Source organism: Cupriavidus sp. 09_S30 (genome assembly GCF_056930435.1).
Window position 1 is genome coordinate 2,305,368 of sequence record NZ_JBXOWI010000001.1, and the last position, 25,643, is coordinate 2,331,010.

The following is a 25,643-nucleotide window of genomic DNA, read 5'->3' on the forward strand; positions in this document are numbered from 1 at the left end:
GGACAGACTCAATCCTGAAGGCATCGCTATCATGGAACCCCGGCTCTTTTCCCCGATTTCGGTCGGCTCGCTCCGGCTTGACCATCGCGTCGTCATGGCCCCGCTGACCCGCTCCCGCGCCGGCCAGCCGGGCAATGTCCCCACCTCGCTGAACGTCGAGTACTACCGCCAACGCGCATCCGCGGCGCTGATCATCTCAGAGGCCACGCAGATCTCCCAGCAGGGCCAGGGCTATGCCTGGACGCCCGGCATTCACACTGACGAACAGGTAGAGGGCTGGCGCGCCGTGGCGGAGTCGGTACACACCGCCGGCGGCAGGATGTTCCTGCAGCTCTGGCACGTGGGGCGCGTTTCCCATCCGCTGTTCCAGCCCGGCGGCGCCCTACCCGTGGCACCGAGCGCACTGCCCGTGCCAGGAAAGACATTCATCGTCGACGAGAACGGCAATGGCATCTGGGGCGAGATTCCGGTGCCGCAGGCGCTCACGGTCGAAGGCATCGCGGCGATTGTCGAGGACTACCGGAAAGCGGCGCGCAATGCCATCTCGGCCGGCATGGACGGCGTCGAGATCCACGCGGGCAATGGCTATCTGCTCGACCAGTTCATCAATTCGGTGAGCAATCGCCGCACCGACGCCTATGGCGGCAGCATCGAGAACCGTGCCCGATTTCTGCTTGAAGTGGTCGCTGCGGTGGCCGCCGAGATCGGCGCGGCGAGAGTGGGCGTGCGGCTGACGCCGATGGGCCGTTTCATGGGCATGGGAGACGCGACGCCCGAGGAGACATTCAACACCATCGCCAGGCACCTGAACCGATGGCCCCTGGCGTATCTGCACCTTGTCGAGCCGGCCATGGTGGGAACGGTCAAGGACGAGGACGTGGATCCACGCTGGAACGTGATGATCCGCTCGATGCGCGAGGCCTACGAAGGGGTGCTGATGCTCGCCGGTGGCTACGATGCCGCCTCTGCCGAGAAGGCGCTATCCGAAAGCCGCGCCGACATCATCGCCTTCGGACGGCCCTTCATCGCCAACCCGGACCTTCCCGTGCGCCTGCGGACGTCCGCGCCGCTCAATGCGCCGGATCCGGCCTCATTCTTCGGCGGCAACGAAGTCGGCTATACCGACTACCCGCCCCTGGAACGATTGCCTTTCGATGGAAGCTGAGCCGTGGAGCGGGCTCCGCGGCAAGCCCGACTCGCCGCGTGCTGGGCAGTTCATGCCCGCAGCGGCGGCAAAGCACCGATCGCGCGCATGCGGCTATCAAGCAGTCGGCGCCGAGGGGGCGAGCCTGACCGTGTTGCACGCTCGCCCCTGGCGGGAGGGCGGGCGTGCTCTGCCCTGCGACGCAATTTATCGCCCGATCAGCAACTTGATAGAATCCCTGGACATCACCCGCACCGCGATAGTCGATAGTCAGGGGGAACCTCATGGGGTCAAGCAGCACACCGGCCAGCGATGATGGCAGTCATCTTCGCCGGGCTGACCCACGAGGGCATCAACAAAAAGTACCTGAGCAAGCTGCGCAGCAAGGTCTTCATGCCCGTGCTGGCCGAGGTGCGCGAGGCTTTCGGCATCGATGCTCCGCGCAATGCCCCCCAAACCGAAGCTGAGATCGAGATGATCTGGGGCCTGCACGCGGCCATCTTTTATCTGGGCGTGCGCAAATGGGTCTACGGGCTGAAGGTGCCGACCGACATGGAAGCGGTGATCCGCCAGAAGGTCGAAATCTTCCTGCAAGGCGCACCCGCAGCTATGCGCAAGATGCGCAGCAACAGGAAATAGCACGACGATGGACAAGCTGCTGGCGTTGAAGATGTTCGTTGAAACCGTGGATGCAAAGGGCTTCTCCGCGGCAGCACGGCGCATGAACCTGGCCACCTCGTCGGTCACGCGGGCACTCGACGCACTCGAGGACTCCCTTGGCGCCGTTCTGCTGAACCGGTCCACGCGGCTCGTCACCGTCACCGAAACCGGCGCGGCCTACTACCAGCAGGTCCGCAAGATCCTCGATGCGATCGAAGAAGCCGATGCACTCGTCGCGGACAGGGGCGAAGTACCCACCGGGCAACTGCGCGTCTCGCTGCCCGCGGCCTTCGGCCGGCGCTGCATCGCGCCATACCTGGGTAACTGGATCGCCAGGTATCCCCAGTTGGAAGTCGAAATCACGCTGACGGATGAAATCGTCGATCTGCTCAGTGAGCGCGTCGACCTTGCCGTGCGGCTCGGTAGTCCCGCAGCCTATGACAATATCGTGGGCCGCGAGATCGGCCGCTTCCGCCGCCACGTGGTTGCCAGCCCTGCCTATCTGGACAGCCAAGGCACGCCAAGCGAGCCGTTCGACCTGGTCAATCACCGTTGCCTGCGTTTCAGCTACGGGGCCCGGGATCAGGTCTGGAACTTCCGCAAGGGAGACAGCGAGATCAGAGTCCCCGTGAACGGCCACTTCCGCAGCAACAACGTCGAAGTGCTGCATGACATCGCGTTGACCGGTGGCGGCATCGGTTTGTTGCCGGACTGGCTGGTCGACGCGGATGTCGCCAGCGGCCGCCTGACGGCGTTGTTCGGCGAGTGGTCGGTCAATCCCGATCAGGCCAGCTCGGCAATCTTTGCGCTGTACCTGCCTAACCAGCGCGGGTCGCGTCGGATTGCCGCATTTCTGGATTTCCTGGCCAGCCTGCCGGGACCGACGCGCCAGAAGGGCTGATTCCGCCCTGATGCCGCCCTGATCCCGCCGGTCATGGTCTAGGCTTTCATACGAAAGGGCAGCCTCGGGAAGCCCCATGCGCGAGCGGTCGTGTCTGCAAGTCCGGATTGTCGGGCTGTATCGTGCGGACGGCGATATCGGCTGCGGCGTTTGATAGTCCCCTGAATCGCTGAAATCGGTCGGTGCCTGCCACGCCATGCGGGCTGATGGCTTCGTTGCAAATGCTCGCAATAGCCGTGCTATTACCGCGCTTTGCCCTTGCTGCGCGCGCACGCGCTGGTCTGGCGTGCCGCGACCTTCGGTATGCCGGAGGTCGCATCGATACCCATTTGGCATTGCTCTCCCCTACGCCGAGGCTTGTGGATCCGCTTTGCTAGCCAGTCGTAGTGCGGCTTGACCTAACTAGAATCCATGTATATCGTATGCGTACATACGTTTTAGCGCGCAGCGAACTTTAGCTGGTCATCGCAGCGCGCTACATCCGCAGACTTCACCATTGAGAAGAGTGCCGTGGATTCCAATGCCGGTCTGATTGAGGACAAGCACGACGTCGGCGTCGCCCCGGCGATCCATTGCGATCGCCAACGCAAGCTCGCCCCGGCTGCGCTTTCCCGCCTTGTTCGGCCAGGCGAAGTGGTCTATCTGCCCGGATCGAGCGGCGAGCCCACCGCATTCATGGAGCAACTTTTCCTCGCGCCAGACGCCACGCGCGACGCCCGCATCTTGACTACTTATGTGCCGGGCATCAACGAACTGTCGGTCGCCAAGCTACATCCGTCGATCGAGATCACGGGATTGTTCAGCCAGCCAGGCCTGACCGAGGCGCAAAGCGACCGGCGCTTCCGAGCACTGCCGATCACCTATGCCGGCTTTGTCCGGCACCTGCAGGATCAGGTCGATATCGATCTGGCCGTCGTGCAGGTCTCGGAACCGGATGCCAGAGGTCTCTGCTCACTTGGGCCGGCCGTCGAGTTCACACCAATCGCGCTGCGCAAGAGTCGGCGGCGCCTCGCGCTGATCAATCGGCAAACCCCTCGGATACCAGGATCCATATCGGTTCCATTAAACGACTTCGACTACTTCTGTGAAGTCGATATGCCGTTGCCCGTCTATCACCCCGGCACAGACGCCGAAACTGAAGCGATCGCCCGGTACATCGCTCCCCTCGTCGAAGACGGTTGCGTGCTTCAGGCGGGGCTGGGCAAAGTGCCGACCGCCCTCATGCACCGATTGCGAGACCGCCGCAAGCTGCGGTTGCATTCCGGCATGCTGTCAGACGGCGCGCTGGCCCTGAGCGACGCCGGGGCTCTGGACATGGATTTCGCGCACACCACCTGTGTGCTCGTTGGCAGCGAAGACTTCTACGACAGGATGCCTGCGTTCGCCCCGCTACGGATTGTGGGCTGCGAGGTGACGCACGACACGCGCACATTGGCCGGGCTGGACCGATTCGTCGCGGTGAACTCGGCCCTGGAAGTCGATCTGTTCGGTCAATGCAACCTCGAACATAGCAATGGCCGCGTGGTCAGCGGCGCCGGCGGCGCACCGGACTTCGCGCGCGCCAGCCGACTCTCCCGTGGAGGCCACAGCATCGTGGCCTTGCACGCGACCCACAGGCATGGGTCGCGCATCGTTCCATTCCTGGAACAAACCGCCGTCACCCTGCCCCGCTTCGACGTGGACTACGTCGTCACTGAGTTCGGCGTGGCCACGCTTCGCGGCGCCAGCGTCCACGAGCGCGCGCATGCATTGATCGAGGTGGCGGCACCCGAGTTCCGCGACGCATTGTCCGAAGCCTGGCGGGCAATCGCCTCTCGCCTCTGAACGGCGTTTCCACACTGACATTTACTGGAGTTTCAAACATGCGACTGCTTGAAGGGAAAGTCATGATTGTGACCGGCGCCGGTGCCGGTGTTGGCAAGGCCATCGCCCTGGAGGCCGCTCGCCAGGGGGCCAAGGTGATCGTCAACGATCTCGGCGTGAATATCGACGGCTCGGGCGGCAGCGTCGGCCCGGCGCAGCAGACAGTTGACGAAATCAAGGCTGCGGGCGGCGAGGCTGCTGCCAATACCGAGAGCGTGGCGGACTGGAATTCCGCGCAGAAGATCGCCCAGCAAGCGCTCGATCTGCATGGACGTATCGACGGCGTGGTCAACAACGCGGGAAATCTGCGCGATATCATCTTCCACAAGATGAGCGAGGAAGAATTCGATGCCGTGGTCCGCGTTCATCTCAAGGGCAGCTGGAATGTTTCGCGGGCGGTCGCACCGCACTTCAAATCCCAGGAAAGCGGTGCCTATGTGCACATGACGTCGACATCCGGCCTGATCGGCAATTTCGGCCAGGCCAACTACTGTGCCGCCAAGATGGGCATCGTCGGCATGTCCAAGGCCATTGCACTCGACATGGAGCGCTTCAAGGTGCGCTCGAACTGCATCGCGCCCTTCGCCTTCACGCGCATGGTAGGCACCATCCCCACGGACACCCCTGAGGGCGCCGAGCGGATGAAGATCAATATGCGCCTGGAGGCCGCGAAGATCGCACCGTTTGCGCTAGCACTGCTCAGCGACGGTAGCCGCCATGTGAGCGGCCAGATCTTCGGTGTGCGCAACAATGAGATTTATCTATTCTCGCAGCCGCGGCCGATTCGTACCGCGCACGCCGGTGACGGATGGACCGTGGAATCGTGCATCGAACGCGCTATCCCGATGCTCCAGGGCTCCTTCTTCCCGCTCGATCGCTCGCGCGACGTCTTTACCTGGGATCCCGTCTGAAGTCTCAGGCGTCGGCCGGCCCTCTTGCCTTATGCCTTGCGGCGGGCCGCCGATGCAGAGCACGGCTTCCCCATCGCGCGCCGCGCGCGCCGCGCGGGCCACGCGGCCAGTCCAGTCCAGAAGGAAACACCAATGAACGCATACTCCTATGTCGGTGCTCAGGCGCGCCGCGCGCCTGACAAGGCGGCGATCATTCACGCGGCCAGCGGCGCCACGCTGAGCTACCGCGATCTGGACGAACGCTCCAACCGCTTCGCGCATTACCTGTACGCGCTCGGCCTGCGCCGCGGTGACCACATCGCGGTGGTGCTGGAAAACAATATCCGCTACTTCGAGATCGTCTGGGCTGCGCTGCGCTCCGGCCTCGTCCTCACCCCGGTCAACCGCTTCCTCACGCCGGACGAGGCCGCGTACATCATTGCTGACTGCGGCGCCCAGGTGGCGATCAGCTCCCACGCCATGCGCGATCTCGCAGGGGGACTGACCCCGCGCACGCCGGGATGCAGGCAGCGTCTCATGATCGATGGCGTGATCGATGGCTGGGACAGCTATGAGGCGGCCTGCGCGGACCTGCCTGGCACGCCGCTAGGCCAGGAAAGCCTTGGCGTGCTGATGATGTACAGCTCCGGCACCACTGGCCGTCCCAAGGGCATCCTGCGCGCCCCATGGACGGAGAATGTCGCAGAGGTGGTCGACCCGAATCGCCGCGAATTGCTTGGCCACTACCAGTTCGGTCAGGATATGGTCTACCTCGCCACTGCGCCGCTGTACCACTCCGCACCACTGACATATGGTGTACAGACCCAGTGCGCCGGCGGCACGCTGGTACTGATGGACAAGTTCGATGCAGCGCAGGCGCTTGCACTGATCGAGCGCTACCGCATCACCCACAGTCAGTGGGTGCCGACCATGTTCGTGCGCATGCTCAAGCTGCCGACTGAACAGCGCCGCACACATGATCTCTCCAGCCTGCGCGTGGCCATCCATGCGGCAGCGCCCTGCCCGATCGACGTCAAGCGGAAGATGATCGATTGGTGGGGACCGATCCTGTATGAATACTACGGCACGACCGAAGGCAATGGGCTGACCACAATCGACAGCCAGGAATGGCTCTCGCACCCCGGCTCGGTGGGCCGCCCGTTCCACGGCATCCTCCACATCTGCGATGACGATGGACGGGAGTTGCCGCCGATGGAGAGCGGGCTGGTCTACTTTGAGCAGAGCCGGCTGCCATTCCACTATCACAACGATCCCGAGAAGACGCGCAGCGCCCAACACCCACATCATCCGAACTGGACGGCCGTGGGCGATGTCGGCTACGTGGACGAAGCAGGCTACCTCTACCTGACCGACCGCAAGAGCTTCATGATCATCTCCGGCGGCGTCAATATCTATCCGCAGGCAATCGAAGACGCTTTGGCCATGCACCCGCACGTGGGCGACGCCGCGGTGATCGGCGTGCCCAACGAGGAGATGGGCGAGGAGGTCAAGGCCATCATCGAACCCGCGGCAGGCGTGGCACCGTCCGAAGCTCTTGCCCGGGAACTGATCGAATACCTACGCGAAAAGGTCGCCAGGTACATGGTGCCCCGCTCAGTGGACTTCATCGACCACATGCCGCGCCTGCCCACCGGGAAGCTCTACAAGCAGGCCCTGCGCGAAAAGTACCGCGCTCCTGCACGGCAGCGGACCTGACACCACGTCCGCCAGGGATTTCGCCTCGCTTGCCGCCGGTTTGGTTGCCTAGCGTACCGTATGTATCTATATTACATCGACACTACAAATACTCAGGAGACACGTATGCACCATCGATTCATCAAGTGGGCTGGCATCGGCCTGATTGCCATCGCCTTAGCGCCATCGGCGGCGGTGGCGCAAACCTGGCCAGCCAAGCCGGTGCGCCTCGTGACGGCGTTCGGAGCAGGCAGCGCCAGCGACATCGTGGCGCGGCTGATCGCGGCGGATCTCCAGAGCGAATTCGGACAGCCGTTCATCGTCGAGAACAAGCCTGGCGCCTCTGGCATACTGGCCGCGGAGACAGTAGCGAAGTCCGCGCCTGACGGCTACACCCTCTTCCTGTCCACCAACACGGCCCATTCTGCCAATCCCTACCTGTTCAAGAAGCTGCCTTACGATCCGATCAAGGACTTTACCGCGATCGCCCGCGTCTGCTATTTCCCCTTTGTGCTGGCGGTCAACGCGGATCTCCCCGTGAAATCGGTCAGCGAGTTCCTGGCCTACACGCACGACAAGGGCCGGATGGTCAATTACGGCTATGGGAACAGCACCGGACAAGTCGCAGGGGCCGCCTTCAATTCGCTGGCAAGACTCAATGCGACAGCGGTCCCCTACAAGAGTTCGCCGCAAGCACTGGTGGATCTCGTCGGTGGGCAAATCACGTACACCTTCAGCGATCTCGCTTCCAGCCAAGCTCAGCTGAAGGCCGGGCGGTTACGCGCGCTGGCAGTCTCCACGGAGCAGCCAAGCGCGCTCGCGCCACAACTACCGACAATTGCCAGTTCCGCCTCACTACCGGGATTCGACCTGGCAGCCTGGGTCGGCGTGCTCGCCCCCGCAGGCCTGCCGGACAGCATCCGTGACAAGCTGAGCAGCCGGATAGGCCAGTTCCTTGCGCGCAAGGAAACCATCGAAAAGCTGGCGAAGATGGGCGCGGAAGCGGCGCCAGCAAATGCGGCGGAGTTCGCGGCATACATGAAACGGCAGTTGGACGTCTGGGGCCGCAAGGTCCACGAGTCAGGGATCCAGCCCGAATAAGGTTGCGCCCCTTCGCCGCCGGCAGAGTGCGGCGGCGCGCCCTGTTGGAGAGAGCGTGCGGTCAGGCTTTCCTGGCCGCCGCCAAACGGTACATCAATCCGCTCCGCTTGCAGCTGGCGACGATCTCACCACGCTGGTTGAACGCCGTATGCTGAAAGACGACGATGCCGTTGTCCGGCCTCGACTTGCTTTCGCGCTTCTCCAGGACCGTTGTCTCGACGTGCAGCGTGTCCCCTGCGAACACCGGTCGCGGAAAGCGCACCTCATCCCAGCCCAGGTTGCCGACCGTGGTGCCCAGAGTGGTATCGGCGACCGAGATCCCCACCATCAGTCCCAGGGTGAACGCGCTGTTCATCAATGGCTTGCCGAACTCCGTTCCCTTCGAGTATTCGGCATCGATATGAATCGCGGCAGGATTGTGCGTCATCGTGCTGAACAGCAGGTTGTCTGTTTCCGTCACGGTGCGCCGAATCTCATGTCGGAACATCTGCCCCACCTGGAACTCCTCAAAATATAAGCCGGCCATCTTTCACCTCCCAATATGGTATGCAACCATACTATATAAACTTTGCGCTCACGACAACTAAAGCCACGTAGGTAGCCCTTTCCGAGCAAACCTGCTGGGCGAGCGGGCATTCAATAGGTCGGAACCCGCTTGACGTCGCTCGCTCCTCCGTATAATGTACGCATGCATACCATATGCATGCACTATTTCAATAAGAGGCGGAGAACGTGTCCAGAACGACTACCTACGGCATCACGGCTTTTGGCGGCTATGTCCCAAGGCTGCGCATGGAGCGGTCCGCCATTGCGGCGGCCCACAAGTGGATGGCTCCCGCCCTCTCTGGCATCGCCAGAGGACAGCGCGCATTCTGCGGTTGGGACGAAGACAGCATCACGATGGGTGTGGAAGCGGCACGCGATGCGCTGTCGCGGCGCTCCCGCGGCGACCTGGCAAGGGTGCTGTTTGCTTCGACCACGATGCCGTTCGCCGACCTGCAGAACGCCACCGTGGTCGCCAACGCCTTAGGACTGCCGGCCCACGCCCGCACGCTGGACATCGGCCACTCGCAGCGCGCCGGCACCAGTGGCCTGCTGACAGCGTTGTCAGATACATCCGGGCCTGCCCTGCTGGTGGCCAGTGACCGGCCGCGCGGCAAGCCTGCCAGCACCCAGGAGATTACCTACGGTGCGGGGGCAGCGGCATTCGCGCTGGGCGGTGAAGACGTTCTCGCCGTGCTCCTGGGGTCCGCCAGCAGTACTGTTCCATTTGTCGACCATTTCCGCCCGGCCGATGGCAAGTACGACTACTTCTGGGAGGAACGCTGGATCCGCGACGAGGGCTACCTGAAACTGGTGCTGCCGGCCATCGAGGCCGCTCTGTCGCAGGCTGGAATCGGCGCGGCGCAGGTACGGCACTTCGTGCTGCCATCCAGCTTCAAGGGCATTGCCGGGTCCGTGGCTGCGCGGGCGGGCATCCCGGCACGGGCTGAGGCCGATGGCCTGTTCGATCGCTGCGGCTACGCGGGCGCCGCGCACGGGCTGTCGATGCTCGCCCATGTCCTGGAAAAGGCGGCTCCCGGCGACCATGTGCTGGTAGTCGGTTTCGGCCAGGGCTGCGACGCGCTGGTGCTGCGCGTCACCGATGCGATCACCGGCTTCCGGCCGCGCCGCGGCGTCAGCGGCGCACTGGACGACGCCCTGTGCGACGACTCCTACCTGCGCATGCTGTCCTATGACGACGGGATAGAACTCGAATGGGGCATGCGGGCCGAGAAAGCAGTGAAGACTGCTTTCTCCGAGCAATACCGCTCCAACGCCCAACTTGGCAGCTTCATGGCCGGAAGATGCCGCGCCTGCGGCACCCTGCAGTTCCCGCAGTTGCCCTTCTGCGTCAGCCCCGGCTGCAATGCCCCGGCTGAGCAGTTCGAGCAGCACTCATTGGTCGACCAGCCAGCGCAGGTGATGACCCACACTGCCGACTGGCTGTCCTACCACCCTTCCCCGCCGCTGTACGTCGGCTTCGTCCAGTTCGAGAACGGCGCGCGTGTGCTGATGGAGACGGTGGACGTCGGCCCGGCCGGCCTCGAGGTGGGAACGCCGCTGAGGGTGGTGTTCCGCATCAAGGACGCGGACAAGGCGCGCCAGTATCCGCGCTATTTCTGGAAGACCACGCCAGTTCAGGCGTGACCAGCACACCCGTTCAGGAAACACATCATGGCAACAGGCATCAAGGACAAGGTCGCCATCCTCGGCATGGGCTGTTCCCGCTTTGGCGAACGCTGGGAAGCTGGAACGCCCCAGTTGCTGGCGGAAGCCTTCGAAGAGGCATTGGCCGACGCGGGCATCGAGCGCAAGCAGATCGAGGCGGCGTGGTATGGCTCCTGCATGGACGCCGTCAATGTCGGCAATTCCGCTATCCCGGCATCGACTGCGCTGCGCCTGGACGGCATCCCCTTCAGCCGCGTGGAAAACATGTGCGCGACAGGCACCGAAGCCTTGCGCGGTGCGGTCTATGCCGTGGCGGCGGGCGCGGTGGACATCGCGCTGGCCATTGGCGCGGAGAAGCTCAAGGACACCGGCTACGGCGGCCTGCCGCCCGGCTTCAAGGGCACCTTCAATGATCTTTGGATGCCGCTGGGGTCGGCTCCCGCCGGCTTTGCCCAGCTCGCCGCCGGCTATCGCACCAAGCACGGCATTTCCAAGGACAGGCTCAAGAAGGCGCTGGCACATGTGTCCTGGAAGAGCCACGAGAACGGCGTGCTGAGCCCCAAGGCGCATCTGCGCAAGCGGCTGAGCATGGACCAGATCCTCAACGCACCGATGATCGCGGAGCCGCTTGGTCTGTTCGACTGCTGCGGGGTGAGCGACGGTGCGGCCGCCGCCATCGTGACCACACCGGAGATCGCCCGTGCCCTGGGAAAGAAAGACAGGGTAACGATCAAGGCAATCCAGCTTTCCATCGGCTCCGGCGTCGAGTCGTCCACTACGCAGTGGGACGGTGCCAGCGTGCGCACCACACGTGCCGCGGCCACACGCGCATACGCCGAGGCCGGCATCACCAACCCGCGGGAACAGCTCGACCTGATGGAAGTGCATGACTGCTTTTCCATCACCGAGCTGGTCACCATGGAGGACCTCTTCGTTTCCCCGGAAGGCCGGGCCGTCAATGACGTGCTCGACGGCTTCTACGACCGCAGCGGCCGCGTCCCATGTCAGGTCGATGGTGGCCTGAAGTGCTTCGGCCATCCGATCGGCGCGTCCGGCCTGCGGATGGCTTACGAAGTCTACAACCAGTTGCTGGGGCGGGCCGGTGAACGGCAATTGCCGAATCCGTCGATCGGACTCACCCACAACCTTGGCGGCGTGCCCTATCTGGGCATCGCGGCGATCTCGATCTTCGGCCTGCAAGGCTGAGCCATTTCTCATTCAAGAAGGATGAAGCATGAAACTCTGCGAAGGCCGCATTGCAGTGGTGACCGGCGCCGGACGCGGGCTTGGCCGCGCCCATGCTCTGATGCTCGCAAGGCACGGCGCCAAGGTCGTGGTCAATGACCTGGGCTCATCGGCGGACGGCATTGGCCGCGATGCCACGCCAGCCGAGGAGGTCGTGTCAGCCATCCGGGCCGCCGGCGGAGAAGCCGTGATGGATGCCTCGAACGTCGCCACCTGGGAAGGGGCGAAGGCGGTCATCGACAAGGCCGTCGAGACCTTTGGCGGGCTGGATATCCTGATCAACAACGCGGGCATCCTGCGCGACCGCATGCTGGTCAACATGACAGAGCAGGAATGGGATTCCGTAATCAACGTGCACTTGAAGGGCACGTTCGCGCCCACTCACCACGCCGCCAACTACTGGCGCCAACTGAACAAGATTGGCAAGGAAGTCGACGCGCGGGTCATCAATACCACCTCGCATTCCGGCTTGTTCTGCAACGTCGGGCAGGCCAACTATGCGGCTGCCAAGGCCGGCATTGCCAGCTTCTCGCTGGTGGCAGCCCGCGAGCTGCAGCGCTACGGTGTCACTGTGAACGCCATCGCGCCCCGCGCCACCACCCGCATGACCGACGGCTTGAGGGATTGGACGCCGGAGGAACTCGAGCGGCGCGATCCCGAGTGGATCGCGGCACTGGTGACCTGGCTGGCAAGCCCGCAATCGCGGCACATCAGCGGGCGCGTCTTCGAGGCCTGGGGCTTCGGCTATACGGTCGCGGAAAGTTGGCAGCACGGCGCCATGGCGCCGGCGTCGAAGGACCCGACCGGACTCGCCGGGCCGATCACGGAGATCGCGCAGGCGTCGAAGAAGAACGCCGGCATCGATCGCGATACCTGGCTCGACGTATAGGAAGGAGAGCCTTCGCAGAAGGATCTGCCCGCCCCTTCCCCGCGGCGGGCCGACGACACGTCCAGGCGCGGCAGCCGCTCCAGTGCCAGCGCTTACGAAAGAAAGGAGACAGCCATGTGGAAGTGCCGCTCTCACTTCCTGCTCCTGTGCGCGCTAGCTATTGCGACGGGCAGCGCGCCCGCGCAGGATTTCCCCACGAAGCCGATACGGATCATCGCCCCTTACCCGCCGGGCGGGTCCTCCGACATCACGCTGCGCACGCTCGCCGACAGGATGCGCACCGAGCTCGGCCAGCCGATCATCATCGAGAACAAGCCTGGCGCCGGCACCGGGATCGCCTCGGACTATGTGTCGAAGACGCCTGCGGATGGCTATACGCTGCTGTTCGCTGGCTCCTCCTTCACCATGCTGCCCGCGATCGCAAAGGTCAACTACGACCCGGTCAAGGACTTTGCGCCGATCTCGCAGGTGCTGGACCTGGCCATCTTCCTGGTGGTCCGTGCCGACCTGCCGGTGCACTCCGTAGCAGAGCTGGTTGCCTACCTGAAGGCAAAGCCGGGCAAGATCAACTACGGCTCGGTGGGAACCGGCAGCATCACCCATTTCCAGATGGAGCAGTTCAAGGCGATGACGCACACCGAGCCGGTCCACGTTCCTTACAAGGGCTCCGCGCAAGCGCTCACCGATATGGTCGGCGGCCGCCTGCAGATCAACTTCGATGGTTATCCCACCGCGGGGCCTTACATCAGAAACGGCACTTTCCGCGCGCTCGCGGTCGCCATGCCGCGACGGGCATCGATCCTCCCGGACGTGCCGACGATGGCCGAAGCGGGCCTGCCCGGCTATGACGCCATCGCGTGGAGCGGACTGATGGCACCCGCCGGCACGCCCAGAACCGTCATCAACCGCCTAAACAGTGCGGTGGCGGCTGCGCTGCGCGACCCCATAGTGCTGGCCAAGCTGCGCGGGATCGGCGCAGAGCCTGCCAGTTCCACGCCCGAGGAGCTGGCGGCGCGGGTGCGGCGTGAAACCACGAAGTGGGCCGAGACGGCGCGCGCCCTTGGCATACAACCGGAATAAGCGAAGGCGGCAACCATGACAGACACGGAGCACATGTTGACGCTTGCGGATGCCGTCGCGCACCACGCCCGCACGCGACCTGAGGCGAGCGCCTTCGTTTGCGGCGCCTCGACGCTCACATTTGCCGAACTGGACGAGCGCGCCCGCCGCGTAGCGGCCGGCCTTACTGCAATAGGCATCACACCTGGCGCCCGGGTGGCCTATCTCGGCAAGAACAGCAACACGGTCTTGGAGGCCGCCGTCGGCACCATACGGGCTGGCGCGATCTTCACGCCGCTCAACTGGCGCCTGGCCCCGCCCGAGATCGCGTTCATGCTGCGGGATTGCGCCACGACCATCATCCTTGCCGACGCGGAATACATCGGTCTGGTCCAGTCCTTCGCGGATCAGGTGCCGTCCCTGCACGCACGCTTGTGCCTGGACGGCGATGCACCCGCCGGTTGGGTGGACTACGTCGCATGGCGCAACGGCCAGCCGGCGGACGCTCCGCCGCGCGCGGCCCGTGCCTCGGACGTTGCACTGCAGATCTACACGTCGGGCACCACCGGCCGCCCCAAAGGCGTCATGCTGACGCACCGCAATCTGCGCAGCCTTCCCGGGCTGGAGGCAGCCGACTGGCCAGCGTGGAACCGCTGGTCGCGAGACGACGTCTCCCTGATCACCACCCCGCTTTTCCATATCGGCGGCATGGGGCAGGCCGTGCGCGGACTGTTCCCGGGGTGCAAGCAGGTCGTGCTGCGGGAGTTCTCCCCGGCCGAGGCGATCGAAGCCATCCAGGCGCACGGCGTTTCGCGCACCGCGCTGGTGCCGTCGGCTCTGCGGATGATGCTGCAAGACCCGTTCGCCACCAGCGCGGATTTCAGCACACTTGCCTACGTCTACTATGGCGCCTCGCCGATCCCATCCGATCTGCTGCGCCAAGCCATGCAGACGCTGCGCTGCGGCTTCATCCAGTCCTACGGCCAGACCGAGACGACCAGCGCGATCGTCGCCCTGCCGCCGCATGACCACGTGCTCGATGAGGTACCGCACATGAAATCAGCCGGCAAGCCCCTGCCGGGCGTGGAACTCATCATTCTCGACGCAAGCGGCCAGCGTGCTCCGGCTGGCGTGGTAGGCGAGATCGTCACGCGCTCAAGCTCCAACATGGCCGGTTACGCGAACCTGCCCGATGAGACCGCCGCGGTGCTGGACACCGACGGCTGGCTGCGCACGGGCGACGCCGGCCATCTGGACGAGAACGGCTATCTCTATGTGCACGACCGGCTCAAGGAAATGATCATCACCGGAGGCGAGAACGTCTATCCAGCCGAGGTAGAAAACGCCCTCTACGGCCATCCCGCCGTCTCCGATGTGGCGGTGATCGGCGTTCCCTCAGAGAAGTGGGGTCAGGCCGTCAAGGCCATTGTCGAACTTCGCCCGGGGCAGCAAGCCACCGAGGTCGAGCTGATCGGCTGGGCCCGCCAGCGCATCGGTGGCTACAAGCTACCCAAATCGATCGACTTCGTCGATGCCTTACCGCGCAACTCCACCGGCAAGGTCGTCAAGGGCGAGCTGCGGCGTCGCTACGCAAACCCGGGTCGGCGGGAATGAGCGACACGGTAGCAAAAGATGGATGCGCGCGCCGCGCACATCCATCCCTTCCAACACTAATTGAGTTGCGGCCGCGCTGGCCGCACCAGGAGACAAGATGGCCATTCCACGCACCCTCTTTTCGGCAGAACATGCGCTGTTTCGCGATTCAGTCCGGCGCTTCGTCGAAACCGAACTCAAGCCCCACCACGCCGAGTGGGAAGAAACCGGCCTGGTCCCACGGAACGTGTGGCGCAAGGCCGGGGACGCCGGCCTACTGTGCTGCAACGTCGCCGAAGCCTACGGCGGGTCCGGGTCCGACTTCCTGTTCAACTGCGTGGTGATCGAGGAGATGGCGCGCGCCGGCATCACCGGCCCTGGCTTCAACATCCACTCGGATATGGTTGCAACCTACATCGAGCGCTTCGCCAGCGAGGAATTGAAGCGCAAGTGGTTGCCGAAGATGATCACCGGGGAGGTGATCGGCTCGCTGGGTATCACGGAACCCGGCGCCGGCAGCGACGTGCGCGGCATCCGCACGAGCGCTCGGCGCGAGAACGACGAATACGTCATCAATGGCCAGAAGACTTACATCTCAAACGGCCAGACCAGCGACATCGTCGTGTTGGCGGTGAAAAGCGATCCGCAGCGCCCGCGCGAGGCGCTGAGCTTGATCCTGGTCGAGACCGACCGCCCCGGCTTCAAGCGCGGACGCAATCTGAAGAAGCTGGGACTGCACGCGCAGGATACCTCCGAGCTCTTCCTCGATGACGTACGGGTGCCGGTGTCCAACCGGATCGGCGAAGAACATGCCGCGTTCCAGTACCTCACCGCCAACCTGGCGCATGAGCGCCTGGTGCAGGCGGTGCGCAGCTGCGTGGTGGCGGAAGTCACCATCGCGCAAACCGTCGAGTACACCGCCGGCCGCCGGGCCTTCGGCAAGACGCTTGCTGACTTTCAGAACACGCAGTTCAAGCTGGCGGAACTGCACGCGGCCACTCTCGCCGCACGCGTCTTCGTCGACCGCTGCATCGAACTGCAGGTGCGTGGTGAACTGGATCCTGTAACCGCGGCGGCGGCCAAGATGCAGCTCTCCGAACTGCACTGCCGCGTTGTCGACGAATGCCTGCAACTTTACGGTGGCTGGGGCTATATGTGGGAGTTCCCGGTATGCCGCGCCTACGCGGATGCCCGCATCGTCAAGATTGCGGGCGGCGCCATGGAGATCATGAAGCAGATCATCGCGCGCGACCTGTTCAGGAACACACGCGCCTGAAGCCGACATGCAGCGAAGCGGAGCCCACACACCATGTTCCAATCCCCTCTCGTCAATCGGCAGGTCTTGCTGAAATCCCGGCCGCACGGCATCCCACAGGCCGAGCATTTCGAAATCGTCGAGTGCCCCGTACCCGAATTGGCACCTGGCGATCTCCTGGTACGGAATGCGTACCTCTCAGTGGAACCCGCCATGCGCGGCTGGGCCAATGCCGCAGCCAATTATTCCGACGCCGTGAAGATCGGCGAGGTCATGCGTGCCTTTGCCGCCGGCGAGGTTGTCGTGTCGCGCCACCCCGGCTACGCCGTCGGCGACAAGGTGATGGGGATGCTGGGATGGCAGGAATACAGCGTGACCACTGCCGCCGCCATCCGCCGCAAGGTGGTGGAGAAGGACCTGCCGCTCTCCCTTTCGCTCGGCGTCCTCGGCATCAATGGCGTCACCGCCTACTTCGCCCTGACCGAGATCGGCCGGCCCCGCCCCGGCGACACCGTGGTGGTGTCCACCGCCGCCGGCGCGGTCGGCTCGGCTGTGGGGCAAATCGCAAGACTTGCCGGATGCAGGACCGTCGGCATTGCCGGCGGTGCCGGGAAGGTCAGGACCTGCCTGGATACATTCGGCTTCGATGCCGCCGTCGACTACAAGGCGCCGGACTTTACGGCGCAACTGGCTGCGGCGTGCCCGCGCGGGGTCGATATCTACCATGACAACACGGCCGGCCCCATCACCGATGCAGTGCTTGCGCTCGTCAACAAGGGAGCGCGCATCGTGGTGTGCGGCACCGCCTCGGTCAGCAGCTGGGACCCCTGGCCCGTCGGCCCCAGGGCGGAGCGGCACCTGCTTAACAAGGCGGCGAGCATGCAGGGCTTCCTGGTATGGGACTACGAACATCGCTATGAGGAGGCGGTGGCGCGCCTTGCCGGCTGGGTGCGCGACGGCAGCCTGCGCTACCGCGAGGAAATCATCGACGGTATCGAGCATGCGCCCGGCTCCATTGCGGACCTCTATCGCGGACAGAACAGCGGCAAGCGCCTGATCCGCTTGCCTGGCGCATCGTCCACCGAATCGACACCCACCACTGCTTGAAGGGCAATACCGTGAACCTAGAAAAATTGCTGGCGCACAAGTTCGCGCCGATCGAGCACACGCTTACCCCGCGCGACTGCATCCTCTACGCGCTCGGCATCGGTGCGGGCAGCCGGCCCCAGGACCCGCGCGAGCTGCAGTACCTCTATGAACAGGGCCTCAAGGTCTTTCCCGCCTTCGCCAATGTCATCGCCCATCCGGGCGGCTGGATCCAGGACCGCGAGCTGGAGGTGGACTGGGTCAGGTTGCTGCACGGCGAGCAGTGCTTCGAGATGCATGCGCAACTCGAAGCGAACAAGACCTACATCGGCACGTTCCAGATCATCGATGTGGTCGACAAGGGACCGGGCAAGGGCGCGCTGCTGTTCCTGCGCAAAGAGTTGCGCGAGCGAGGCAAAGCCGAGCTCGTCAGCGTGGTCACGTCCACCTATTTCCTAAGGGGCGATGGCGGCTGCGGCGGCACCACCACTGCAGCACCTGTGCCGCATGCGCTGCCGGAGCGCGCACCGGACGGTCAATGCGTGCTGCCCACGCTGCCCCAGGCGGCCCTGATCTACCGGCTGTCAGGCGACTACAACCCCATTCACGCAGACCCTGCCATGGCGCGCAAGGCCGGCTTCGAGGGACCGATCCTGCATGGCTTGTGCTCGCTGGGCGTCGCCACGCGCGCCGTACTGCAGGCCGCCTGCGATGACCAGCCGGAGCGGCTGAAATCCCTGCGCCTGCGCTTTTCCTCACCGGTCTACCCCGGCGAGACCATCGCGACCGACTACTGGCGCGACGGCAATGTCGTGAGCTTCCGCGCCCGGGTGGTCGAACGGGATGTGATCGTCCTGAACAACGGCTGCGCCGAGATCACTGCTTCCTGAAACTCCGTACGGCGCAGTGCGCGGCGCGCGACTGTACCGCGGCTCGCGGCTCGCGCCAGCTGACGGCCGGAACCGCTTCCATCGGTGCGTAGCGCGCATCGAGCTCCCATGCAAGGCGAACCATGAACTTTTCTCTCACCGATGATCAAGCTGGCCATCCGCTCGGCAGTCGAAGAAATCTGCAGACCGTACGACGATGAATACTGGCTAAGGAAGGACCGCGAAGGCGGCTTCCCGGAGGACTTCTATTCCGCCATGGCAAAGGCCGGATGGCTGGGCGTGGCTATGCCGCCCGAGTACGGCGGTGCCGGCCTGGGCATCAGCGAAGCCGCACTGATGATGGAGACGGTTTCCGCATGCGGAGCTGGCCTGTCCGGCGCCTCGGCCATCCATATGAATGTCTTCGGGCTGCACCCGGTAGTCGTGCACGGCACCGATGAACAGAGGAAGCGCTGGCTGCCGCCCATCATCGAAGGCCGGACCAAGGCCTGTTTCGGCGTGACCGAGCCCAATACGGGGCTGAACACGCTCAAGCTCAAGACCATGGCCGTGCGCAAGGGCGACCGCTATGTGGTGAACGGCCAGAAGGTATGGATATCCACCGCCCAGGTGGCGCACAAGATCATGCTGCTGGCGCGGACCACCCCCATTGAGGAGGTCAAATCACCCTCCCAGGGACTCAGCCTCTTTTACACCGATCTCGATCGCAGCAAGGTCGAAGTGCGCGAAATCGAGAAGCTGGGGCGCAAGGCAGTGGACTCCAACCAATTGTTCATCGATGGCCTCGAGATTCCGGTGGAGGACCGCATTGGCGAGGAAGGGCGCGGATTCGAATACATCCTGCATGGACTCAACCCCGAACGGGTACTGCTGGCGGCGGAAGCCACCGGCCTGGGACGGGCTGCCTTGCGGCGAGCAACTACCTATGCCTCCGAGCGAGTGGTATTCGACCGGGCGATCGGCCAGAACCAGGGGGTGCAGCATCCGCTCGCACAGCGCTGGGTCGAACTGGAGGCGGGCACCCTGCTCTACCAGCGCGCAGCCTGGCTCTACGACGAGGGCAAATCCTGCGGGGCCGAGGCCAATGCCGCCAAATTCTTCTGCGCGGAAGCCGGCTTCCGCGCCTGCGAGACGGCCGTGCTGACCCACGGCGGCATGGGCTATGCAAAGGAATATCACGTTGAGCGCTATCTGCGCGAGGCAATGCTGCCGCGCATTGCGCCGATCTCGCCGCAGCTGATCCTGTGCTTCATCGCCGAAAAAGTGCTTGGCTTGCCCAAGTCCTATTGAGGATCGAGCGAAATGCCGCCGGACGCTTGACAGACGCAACCCTTCCCGACTCATCCAGGAGACCAGCATGCCGCATCAACAGAAGGTCATCATCAGTTGCGCCGTGACCGGCGCCATCCACACGCCGTCGATGTCGCCCCATCTGCCGATCACGCCGGAGGAGATCGCGCAGTCCTCGATTGCCGCCGCGAACGCTGGCGCCGCCATCATCCACCTGCATGCACGGGACCCGGCAACGGGCAAGCCGGACCAGCGCCCGGAGGCCTTCCAGCCCTTCCTGTCACGCATCAAGCAAGGCTGCGACGCCGTGATCAACCTGACCACCGGTGGATCGCCCTACATGCCCGTGCAGGAGCGCATCCAGCCTGCGCTCGTGTTCCAGCCGGAGGTGGCGTCCATGAACATGGGCTCGATGAACTTCGGCCTGTTCCCGATGCTTGAACGCTACCAGTCATTCAAGCACGATTGGGAGCGCCCCTATCTGGAAGGCAGCAAGGACCTGATCTTCCGCAACACCTACGGCGACATCGAGACCGCGTTGCATGACCTGTCGGCCAGTGGCACGCGATACGAGTTCGAGTGCTACGACACTTCGCACCTGTACAACCTGGCGCACTTCATCGACCGCGGCCTGGTGAAGCCACCGTTCTTCGTACAGACAGTATTCGGCATCCTGGGGGGAATCGGGGCGCATCCGGAAGACGTGATGCACATGAAGCGGACCGCCGACCGCCTCTTCGGCAAAGACTACCGATGGTCCGTCCTGGGCGCAGGGCGCAATCAGATGAAGGTCGCGGCAATGGCTGCATCGATGGGTGGCCACGTCCGCGTGGGCCTGGAGGACAGCCTCTGGATCGCTGCCGGACAGTTGGCGAAGACCAATGCCGAGCAGGTGCAGAAAGTGCGGGAGATCCTCGAAGGACTCGGGCTGCAGATCGCGACCCCCAATGAAGCGCGGGAAATCCTGGCGTTGAAGGGGGCTCGCGAAGTCGCCTTCTAAATGCCTGTGGTCTCTTGTCGACAGCCAACAGGGGGCCACGACCGGGATCCCAGTTCCAAGATGGTGAGGGCCGCCATGCGCCCGAATACATATGATATGCTTGCACATCATATCAACGCTCGCAAAGCGTCAACGAACGGCTTGCCACCGACCGGGCGCGGGGCGACGCCAGATTGGAGCATCGCTGTGAAGACGACACCGGGCAAGACCGCCCTCCAAACCGCCACCAGGCCTGCCAGCCGTGCGCGCAAGACCGCCCCCGCAGCCTCCTCGCCGCACGGCAGCGAGGACCATGCCAAAGAGGCAGCAGTCGTCAGGAACGACACTGCGCGGACAGCCCGATCCAAGGAAGCCAACAACTGGGACCAGCGCCTAGGCTTCCTGATGCACGATGTCTCGCGGCTGCGGCGCCACGTCTTCGATGAGTTCATGAAGCCGCTTGGCGTGACGCGGTCCCAGTGGTGGGTGCTGGCCCACCTTTCCCGCCATGACGGCATGATCCAGAGCGACCTGGCCAATGTCCTGGAACTTGGCAAGGCTGCCCTTGGCGGCCTGGTGGACCGTCTCGAGAACTCGGGCCTCATCGAGCGGCGGCCTGATGAGATCGACCGGCGGGCCAAGCGCGTCTATCTTTCCGCGAAGGGCACTCGGCTCATCACGGAAATGCGCGTAAAGAGCAATGAAATGAGCGAGCGCATGCTCGACGGCCTCAGCCACAAGGAGCGGCATGCGCTGGCGGACATGCTCATGCTGGTCAAGCGCAATCTTCTGACGATCAAGAGGGAAGAGGGATTCGACGGCGACGGACCGTCCGAATCCGTCTAGTAGACCGCAGCGGATCTAGTAGACCGCTGCGGAACCAGCACCTGCGGACTCCGCACGCATGACCATTTGGTATTGATACATATTTTATACTTCATTATCGAACACAAGAATAGCGGTTGCGGGCGGTAGCAGCTTTGCGGCACGCCTCGGCAACCATAGCGAAAACGGAGACGGCCCCAATGAGTGTGACACCCCTGCAAGGATTGAAGGTCTTGGACTTGTCCAAGGTATTGGCAGGCCCATTGTGTGCCCAATACCTGGGCGATATGGGCGCGGATGTCATCAAGGTGGAGACGCACGACGGCGACGAGACGCGGGGCTGGCCGCCATTCCGCTGCAGCAGTGACGGCGACGACGCCACTGGCACCGTCTTTCTCAGTGCGAACCGTAACAAGCGCAGCATCTCGCTGGACCTGCGCCGCCCCGAGGGCCGAGCCATCGTGTACAAGCTCGCCAGCGACGCGGACGTGGCCATCTGCAGCTTCGGCCCCGGCGTGGCGGAGCGCCTGGGTGTCGATGCCGCCGCCCTGCGCGCGATCAATCCGCGCCTCATCTACTGCAATATTTCCGGATATGGCACCGTCGGCCCGATGCGCGAAGGCAAGGGTTATGACGTCATCCTGCAGGCCTTCTGCGGCATGCTGTCGCTGACAGGCGAGCCCGGCGGCCCGCCGGTACGCAGCCCCTTTTCACCCGTCGACCAAGCCACCGGGCTGCATGCGCTCATCGGCATCCAGGCGGCGTTGCTGGAGCGGGTGCGCACTGGCGCGGGCATGGTCGTAGAGGCCTCGCTGTTCGACTCCGCCACGGCCTTTCTGGGCTACTTCCTGCAGGGGTACTGGGAACGCGGAACCGAGCCGCAAAAGCCCGGCTCCGGGCATGAGTCGCTCTGCCCCTACGAGGCATTCGACACCGCGGACCGCCCCTTGATCCTCGGCGTCGCCAACGATGCGCTGTGGCAAGCATTCTGCCGGGTGACGGGCCTAGGCGCGCTGGCTGATGACCCGCGCTTCCGAACCAACGCGGACCGTGTGGCACATCGTGCCGAAACCGTCGCTGTGGTCAGGGAAGTCCTCGCCAGACGCGGCCGCGATGCCTGGCTGCACGACCTGGGCGCAGAGGGCATTCCCTGCTCTGCGCTGCATACGCTGGGGGAATTGTCGGAACATCCGCATACGATGGCCAGCCAGATGGTGTACCAATATCGCCATCCGCAACTCGGAGAGCTGAAGGCCGTGGCGCAGCCGCTGCGCTTCGCCGGCGAGCGTGCGACGCTGCGCCGCCCGCCGCCGCTGCAAGGCCAGCACGGAAGGGAAATCCTGCAGGAGGCCGGTTACAGTGCGCTGGAGATCGACACGATGGCTGCGTCGGGAACCGTCAAGTTCCGGGATGCCGGATAGGCTCCGCGGAAGGACCGCCGTCCCGGCGTGGACCGGGACGGTGGCGATGTCCGGCCGGAAGTTGCCGGCCGCCCTCAGCCTTCAGCCACCAGACGGCTGCGCATTCATGGCCGCGTAGCCGTCGCGAAGCACGCGTTTAAGCAGCTTCCCATTCTCATTGCGCGGCAGCGCCACGACGAAGTCGACGCTGCGCGGGCACTTGATGTGGGACAAGTGCCTGCGGCACAGCTTGATCAGTTCATCGGCCAGCGCGGGCCCGGCGCGCTCTGGCTGCCTCAACTGGATCACGGCCCTGACCTCCTGTCCGAACTCCGCATGGGGAACGCCGACAACGGCCGATTCGGCAACCGCCGGATGGGTCGCCAGCACGTCCTCGACCTCGCGTGGATAGATGTTGACGCCGCCCGATATGATCAGGTCCGTACGCCGATCGCTGATGTACAGATAGCCGTCCTGATCGACGTGACCAAGATCGCCGTAAGTACCCCAGCCTTGCCCATTGAAGGCCGAGCGGGTCTTGCCGTCATCATTGTGGTACGCGAAGCCGACGCCGCCCTCGAAGAAGATCAGCCCGATCTCGCCCGGCGGCAACTCGGCGTCCGGATCCGCCTCCGACATGATGTGCACCTCCCCGCAGATCGGACGGCCCACCGAGCCGGGATGGGTCAGCCAATCCCGGGTGCCGATATGCGTGACGCCGACGTTCTCGGATCCGCCGTAGTACTCCTCGATGACCGGCCCCCACCAGTCGATCATCGCGCGCTTGACGTGTGCCGGGCATGGCGCCGCGGCGTGGATTGCGCACTCCATGGTCGACACATCGTAGCGTTGCCGGACCGCCTCCGGCAGTGCCAGCATGCGTACCAGCATGGTCGGTACCCAGTGCGAGTGCGTGACGCCGTAGCGCTCGATGGCCGCCAGTACCTGCTCCGGATCGAACTTGCCGACGATGACACAGGTGCCGCCACATTCCAGCGCACGGATGTTGAAGCGCCCCACCGCATGGTAGAGCGGCGACACCGAGAGGTAGACCGAGCGCTGGTCGAAGTGAAAGATGGTGCGCAGTTGCACTTCCAGCGGCGGCAGGTCGAAGCGCTTGTCGAACGGCGTCAGCGGTCGGCGGATACCCTTGGGAAAGCCCGTGGTGCCCGACGAGTACATGAACTCCCTGCCGCAGGGGCGCTGCGGGAGCGACGACACGCATTGAGGGGCATCGAGCCCTTGCTCGTATGAGGCAAAGCCCGCGCCCTCCCCGTCCACCAGCAAGCGGTGCGGCACCTCGGTTGCCGATAGCATTCCGGCAGCCTGAAGCGCGAGCCAATGCGTCTGCATGCTGGCCACCAGGACCTTGGCGCCGCTGTCGCGCAGGATATAGGCGACCTCCGGCGCGGTAAGATGGACGCTGATCGGGACGTAGTAGAGTCCGGTGCGCCGGACCGCCCACCAAAGTTCGAAACTGCGGACATGGTTCTCCAGCAGCAGCGCCACCGTGTCGCCAGGCTCCAGCCCCAGGGATAGCAGCCACTGTGCAGCGCGATCGGCCCGTTCGTCGAGTTCGCGGTAGCTCACGGCGGCACTGCCGTCGGCCATCTGGATCGCCGTCTTCCCGGGCTGGCGCTGCGCCCATTCGTGCAGTCTTGGCATCACCGGCTCCCAAGGCGCGCGGCCAATTCCAGTACGCGCTGGGCTTGTTTCAAGTGCGGCATGTCCAGCATCTTTCCGTCGAGCCCGACCGTGCCCAGTCCCGGGTTCGATGCAAACAGCTCCACCACGCGACGGGACCAGGCAAGCTCCTGCTCGCTCGGGAAGAAGGCACGGTTGATGGTCTCCACCTGTCCGGGATGGATCGCGATCTTTCCGGTGAAGCCGGCCCTGCGCGATTGCCGGGCTTCGGCCTCGAGGCCGCTATCGTCGGCATAGTTCGCCCAGATGGTGTCAACAGGCTGGACATTGGCCGCTGCGGCCCCCGCGAGGCACAGCGTCTTGGCCAGCGCGTAAGCCGTGTCGTACTCACCGTGCTCGCCGCGATTGGCACTGGCACCCAGTGCCGCGGCAAGGTCCTCTGCGCCCCACGTCAGGCCGTGGAGCCTGGCACTACAGCCGGCATAGCCCCCCAGAGCAAACAGCGACTGCGGCGTCTCGGTGGCCACCGGCATGATCCTGATCGAACCGGGTTCCAGCCCTTCGCGCGCCTCCAGCGCATCCAGGCAGTACGACAGCCGCGCGACATCGGCCGGGCCCACGACCTTGGGCAGCAGGATGCCGTCAGGCGCACCGCCAACCACCTTTAGATCCGCCATCGCAGCGGCGCTTTCAAGCGGGTTGATCCGCACCCACAACTTCTGGCGCGAACGGTCACGGCGGCTCTTCAGGTATTCCAGTACCATGCCGCGCGCCACCTCCGTACGAGAGGGCGCCACCGCGTCCTCGAGGTCCAGGATCAGTGCATCAGCGGGGGAATCGGCAGCCTTGGCCAGCTTGCGCTCGCTGTCTCCAGGCACGAAGAGCAGCGAGCGCAGCGGCGCATTGATCGGGGACGGTTGGGCAGAGGAAGGATGCGAATGGGACATGGGCTTGGCTTGCTCTTGGCGAAGGGAGGAAATGGAAGGCGCGCATGGCTTGGCCCGCGCACCAGCATGGATGCCC

General features: G+C 64.4%; 20 protein-coding genes and 2 pseudogenes. 19 read left to right on the forward strand and 3 right to left on the reverse strand.

Annotated elements, in window-relative coordinates; all coding sequences use genetic code 11:
• Nucleotides 1-31 precede the first annotated feature (31 nt).
• The 7 genes and pseudogenes from AC1Z3O_RS10940 to AC1Z3O_RS10970 all read left to right on the forward strand — a co-directional run bounded on the left by AC1Z3O_RS10940 (nucleotide 32) and on the right by AC1Z3O_RS10970 (nucleotide 8,254).
• On the forward strand, nucleotides 32-1,165 hold the full coding sequence (locus tag AC1Z3O_RS10940) for an alkene reductase (RefSeq protein ID WP_483515742.1): 1,134 nt from the start codon (nucleotides 32-34) through the stop codon (nucleotides 1,163-1,165).
• A gap of 303 nt (nucleotides 1,166-1,468) precedes the next feature.
• A pseudogene (locus tag AC1Z3O_RS10945) lies at nucleotides 1,469-1,783 on the forward strand (TetR/AcrR family transcriptional regulator); the annotation flags it as partial.
• Nucleotides 1,784-1,790: 7 nt separating this feature from the next.
• A complete protein-coding gene (locus AC1Z3O_RS10950; protein WP_483515743.1) occupies nucleotides 1,791-2,705 on the forward strand; it encodes a LysR family transcriptional regulator in 915 nt (304 codons plus the stop codon).
• 510 nt (nucleotides 2,706-3,215) lie between these two features.
• Nucleotides 3,216-4,529 carry an acetyl-CoA hydrolase/transferase family protein gene (locus AC1Z3O_RS10955; protein ID WP_483515744.1) on the forward strand — a complete coding sequence of 438 codons (1,314 nt, stop codon included), beginning with the start codon at nucleotides 3,216-3,218 and terminating at the stop codon, nucleotides 4,527-4,529.
• A 38-nt stretch (nucleotides 4,530-4,567) separates the two neighbouring features.
• Nucleotides 4,568-5,479 (forward strand): SDR family NAD(P)-dependent oxidoreductase, encoded by a 912-nt coding sequence (locus tag AC1Z3O_RS10960; RefSeq protein WP_483515745.1) that lies wholly within the window; start codon nucleotides 4,568-4,570, stop codon nucleotides 5,477-5,479.
• 132 nt (nucleotides 5,480-5,611) lie between these two features.
• The gene (locus AC1Z3O_RS10965) at nucleotides 5,612-7,174 is read left to right on the forward strand and encodes an acyl-CoA synthetase (RefSeq protein ID WP_483515746.1); all 1,563 of its coding nucleotides are present in this window, start codon (nucleotides 5,612-5,614) and stop codon (nucleotides 7,172-7,174) included.
• 105 nt (nucleotides 7,175-7,279) lie between these two features.
• The gene (locus AC1Z3O_RS10970; protein WP_483515747.1) at nucleotides 7,280-8,254 is read left to right on the forward strand and encodes a Bug family tripartite tricarboxylate transporter substrate binding protein; all 975 of its coding nucleotides are present in this window, start codon (nucleotides 7,280-7,282) and stop codon (nucleotides 8,252-8,254) included.
• Nucleotides 8,255-8,315: 61 nt separating this feature from the next.
• Here the strand turns inward: AC1Z3O_RS10970 and AC1Z3O_RS10975 are convergent, their stop codons facing one another.
• The gene (locus tag AC1Z3O_RS10975; RefSeq protein ID WP_483515748.1) at nucleotides 8,316-8,780 is read right to left on the reverse strand and encodes a MaoC family dehydratase; all 465 of its coding nucleotides are present in this window, start codon (nucleotides 8,778-8,780) and stop codon (nucleotides 8,316-8,318) included.
• 206 nt (nucleotides 8,781-8,986) lie between these two features.
• Here AC1Z3O_RS10975 and AC1Z3O_RS10980 point away from each other — a divergent pair, with 206 nt between their 5' ends.
• From AC1Z3O_RS10980 to AC1Z3O_RS11035, 12 genes and pseudogenes are all read left to right on the forward strand, one after another.
• On the forward strand, nucleotides 8,987-10,444 hold the full coding sequence (locus AC1Z3O_RS10980) for a 3-oxoacyl-[acyl-carrier-protein] synthase III C-terminal domain-containing protein (RefSeq protein ID WP_483515749.1): 1,458 nt from the start codon (nucleotides 8,987-8,989) through the stop codon (nucleotides 10,442-10,444).
• 27 nt (nucleotides 10,445-10,471) lie between these two features.
• A complete protein-coding gene (locus AC1Z3O_RS10985) occupies nucleotides 10,472-11,671 on the forward strand; it encodes an acetyl-CoA acetyltransferase (RefSeq protein ID WP_483515750.1) in 1,200 nt (399 codons plus the stop codon).
• 28 nt (nucleotides 11,672-11,699) lie between these two features.
• A complete protein-coding gene (locus AC1Z3O_RS10990) occupies nucleotides 11,700-12,599 on the forward strand; it encodes an SDR family oxidoreductase (RefSeq protein ID WP_483515751.1) in 900 nt (299 codons plus the stop codon).
• Nucleotides 12,600-12,713: 114 nt separating this feature from the next.
• Complete coding sequence (locus tag AC1Z3O_RS10995) at nucleotides 12,714-13,679, forward strand: Bug family tripartite tricarboxylate transporter substrate binding protein (RefSeq protein WP_483515752.1); 966 nt, start codon at nucleotides 12,714-12,716, stop codon at nucleotides 13,677-13,679.
• Between the two features lie 33 nt (nucleotides 13,680-13,712).
• Nucleotides 13,713-15,272: a fatty acid--CoA ligase gene (locus AC1Z3O_RS11000; RefSeq protein ID WP_483517581.1), complete on the forward strand. Its 1,560-nt coding sequence runs from the start codon at nucleotides 13,713-13,715 to the stop codon at nucleotides 15,270-15,272.
• Nucleotides 15,273-15,369: 97 nt separating this feature from the next.
• A complete protein-coding gene (locus AC1Z3O_RS11005) occupies nucleotides 15,370-16,527 on the forward strand; it encodes an acyl-CoA dehydrogenase family protein (protein ID WP_483515753.1) in 1,158 nt (385 codons plus the stop codon).
• A gap of 33 nt (nucleotides 16,528-16,560) precedes the next feature.
• The gene (locus AC1Z3O_RS11010) at nucleotides 16,561-17,613 is read left to right on the forward strand and encodes an NADP-dependent oxidoreductase (protein ID WP_483515754.1); all 1,053 of its coding nucleotides are present in this window, start codon (nucleotides 16,561-16,563) and stop codon (nucleotides 17,611-17,613) included.
• 11 nt (nucleotides 17,614-17,624) lie between these two features.
• Nucleotides 17,625-18,482, forward strand: a complete 858-nt coding sequence (locus AC1Z3O_RS11015) for a MaoC family dehydratase (RefSeq protein WP_483515755.1) — start codon at nucleotides 17,625-17,627, stop codon at nucleotides 18,480-18,482.
• Nucleotides 18,483-18,604: 122 nt separating this feature from the next.
• Nucleotides 18,605-19,772: pseudogene (locus AC1Z3O_RS11020) on the forward strand (acyl-CoA dehydrogenase family protein).
• 67 nt (nucleotides 19,773-19,839) lie between these two features.
• The gene (gene kce / locus AC1Z3O_RS11025) at nucleotides 19,840-20,772 is read left to right on the forward strand and encodes a 3,5-dioxohexanoate:acetyl-CoA acetone transferase (protein ID WP_483515756.1); all 933 of its coding nucleotides are present in this window, start codon (nucleotides 19,840-19,842) and stop codon (nucleotides 20,770-20,772) included.
• Nucleotides 20,773-20,958: 186 nt separating this feature from the next.
• Nucleotides 20,959-21,597: a MarR family winged helix-turn-helix transcriptional regulator gene (locus AC1Z3O_RS11030; RefSeq protein WP_483515757.1), complete on the forward strand. Its 639-nt coding sequence runs from the start codon at nucleotides 20,959-20,961 to the stop codon at nucleotides 21,595-21,597.
• Between the two features lie 179 nt (nucleotides 21,598-21,776).
• The gene (locus AC1Z3O_RS11035) at nucleotides 21,777-22,997 is read left to right on the forward strand and encodes a CaiB/BaiF CoA transferase family protein (RefSeq protein ID WP_483517582.1); all 1,221 of its coding nucleotides are present in this window, start codon (nucleotides 21,777-21,779) and stop codon (nucleotides 22,995-22,997) included.
• Nucleotides 22,998-23,078: 81 nt separating this feature from the next.
• Here the strand turns inward: AC1Z3O_RS11035 and AC1Z3O_RS11040 are convergent, their stop codons facing one another.
• Both AC1Z3O_RS11040 and AC1Z3O_RS11045 read right to left on the reverse strand, forming a co-directional pair.
• Entirely contained in the window at nucleotides 23,079-24,641 is a 1,563-nt protein-coding gene (locus tag AC1Z3O_RS11040) for an AMP-binding protein (protein ID WP_483515758.1), read from the reverse strand.
• Nucleotides 24,641-25,567, reverse strand: a complete 927-nt coding sequence (locus AC1Z3O_RS11045; protein WP_483515759.1) for an HpcH/HpaI aldolase/citrate lyase family protein — start codon at nucleotides 25,565-25,567, stop codon at nucleotides 24,641-24,643. Before AC1Z3O_RS11045 ends, AC1Z3O_RS11040 begins: the two co-directional genes overlap by 1 nt.
• Nucleotides 25,568-25,643: the final 76 nt, after the last annotated feature.

Excerpts from the sequence above, each read along its gene's own strand:
- AC1Z3O_RS10975 (WP_483515748.1), bottom strand. The coding sequence starts at position 8,780 with ATGGCCGGCTTATATTTTGAGGAGTTCCAGGTGGGGCAGATGTTCCGA.
- AC1Z3O_RS10940 (WP_483515742.1), top strand. The coding sequence starts at position 32 with ATGGAACCCCGGCTCTTTTCCCCGATTTCGGTCGGCTCGCTCCGGCTT.
- AC1Z3O_RS11000 (WP_483517581.1), top strand. The coding sequence starts at position 13,713 with ATGTTGACGCTTGCGGATGCCGTCGCGCACCACGCCCGCACGCGACCT.
- AC1Z3O_RS10965 (WP_483515746.1), top strand. The coding sequence starts at position 5,612 with ATGAACGCATACTCCTATGTCGGTGCTCAGGCGCGCCGCGCGCCTGAC.
- AC1Z3O_RS10995 (WP_483515752.1), top strand. The coding sequence starts at position 12,714 with ATGTGGAAGTGCCGCTCTCACTTCCTGCTCCTGTGCGCGCTAGCTATT.
- AC1Z3O_RS10960 (WP_483515745.1), top strand. The coding sequence starts at position 4,568 with ATGCGACTGCTTGAAGGGAAAGTCATGATTGTGACCGGCGCCGGTGCC.
- AC1Z3O_RS10985 (WP_483515750.1), top strand. The coding sequence starts at position 10,472 with ATGGCAACAGGCATCAAGGACAAGGTCGCCATCCTCGGCATGGGCTGT.
- AC1Z3O_RS10950 (WP_483515743.1), top strand. The coding sequence starts at position 1,791 with ATGGACAAGCTGCTGGCGTTGAAGATGTTCGTTGAAACCGTGGATGCA.
- AC1Z3O_RS11010 (WP_483515754.1), top strand. The coding sequence starts at position 16,561 with ATGTTCCAATCCCCTCTCGTCAATCGGCAGGTCTTGCTGAAATCCCGG.
- kce (WP_483515756.1), top strand. The coding sequence starts at position 19,840 with ATGCCGCATCAACAGAAGGTCATCATCAGTTGCGCCGTGACCGGCGCC.
- AC1Z3O_RS11045 (WP_483515759.1), bottom strand. The coding sequence starts at position 25,567 with ATGTCCCATTCGCATCCTTCCTCTGCCCAACCGTCCCCGATCAATGCG.
- AC1Z3O_RS11040 (WP_483515758.1), bottom strand. The coding sequence starts at position 24,641 with ATGCCAAGACTGCACGAATGGGCGCAGCGCCAGCCCGGGAAGACGGCG.
- AC1Z3O_RS10990 (WP_483515751.1), top strand. The coding sequence starts at position 11,700 with ATGAAACTCTGCGAAGGCCGCATTGCAGTGGTGACCGGCGCCGGACGC.
- AC1Z3O_RS11035 (WP_483517582.1), top strand. The coding sequence starts at position 21,777 with ATGAGTGTGACACCCCTGCAAGGATTGAAGGTCTTGGACTTGTCCAAG.
- AC1Z3O_RS11005 (WP_483515753.1), top strand. The coding sequence starts at position 15,370 with ATGGCCATTCCACGCACCCTCTTTTCGGCAGAACATGCGCTGTTTCGC.
- AC1Z3O_RS10970 (WP_483515747.1), top strand. The coding sequence starts at position 7,280 with ATGCACCATCGATTCATCAAGTGGGCTGGCATCGGCCTGATTGCCATC.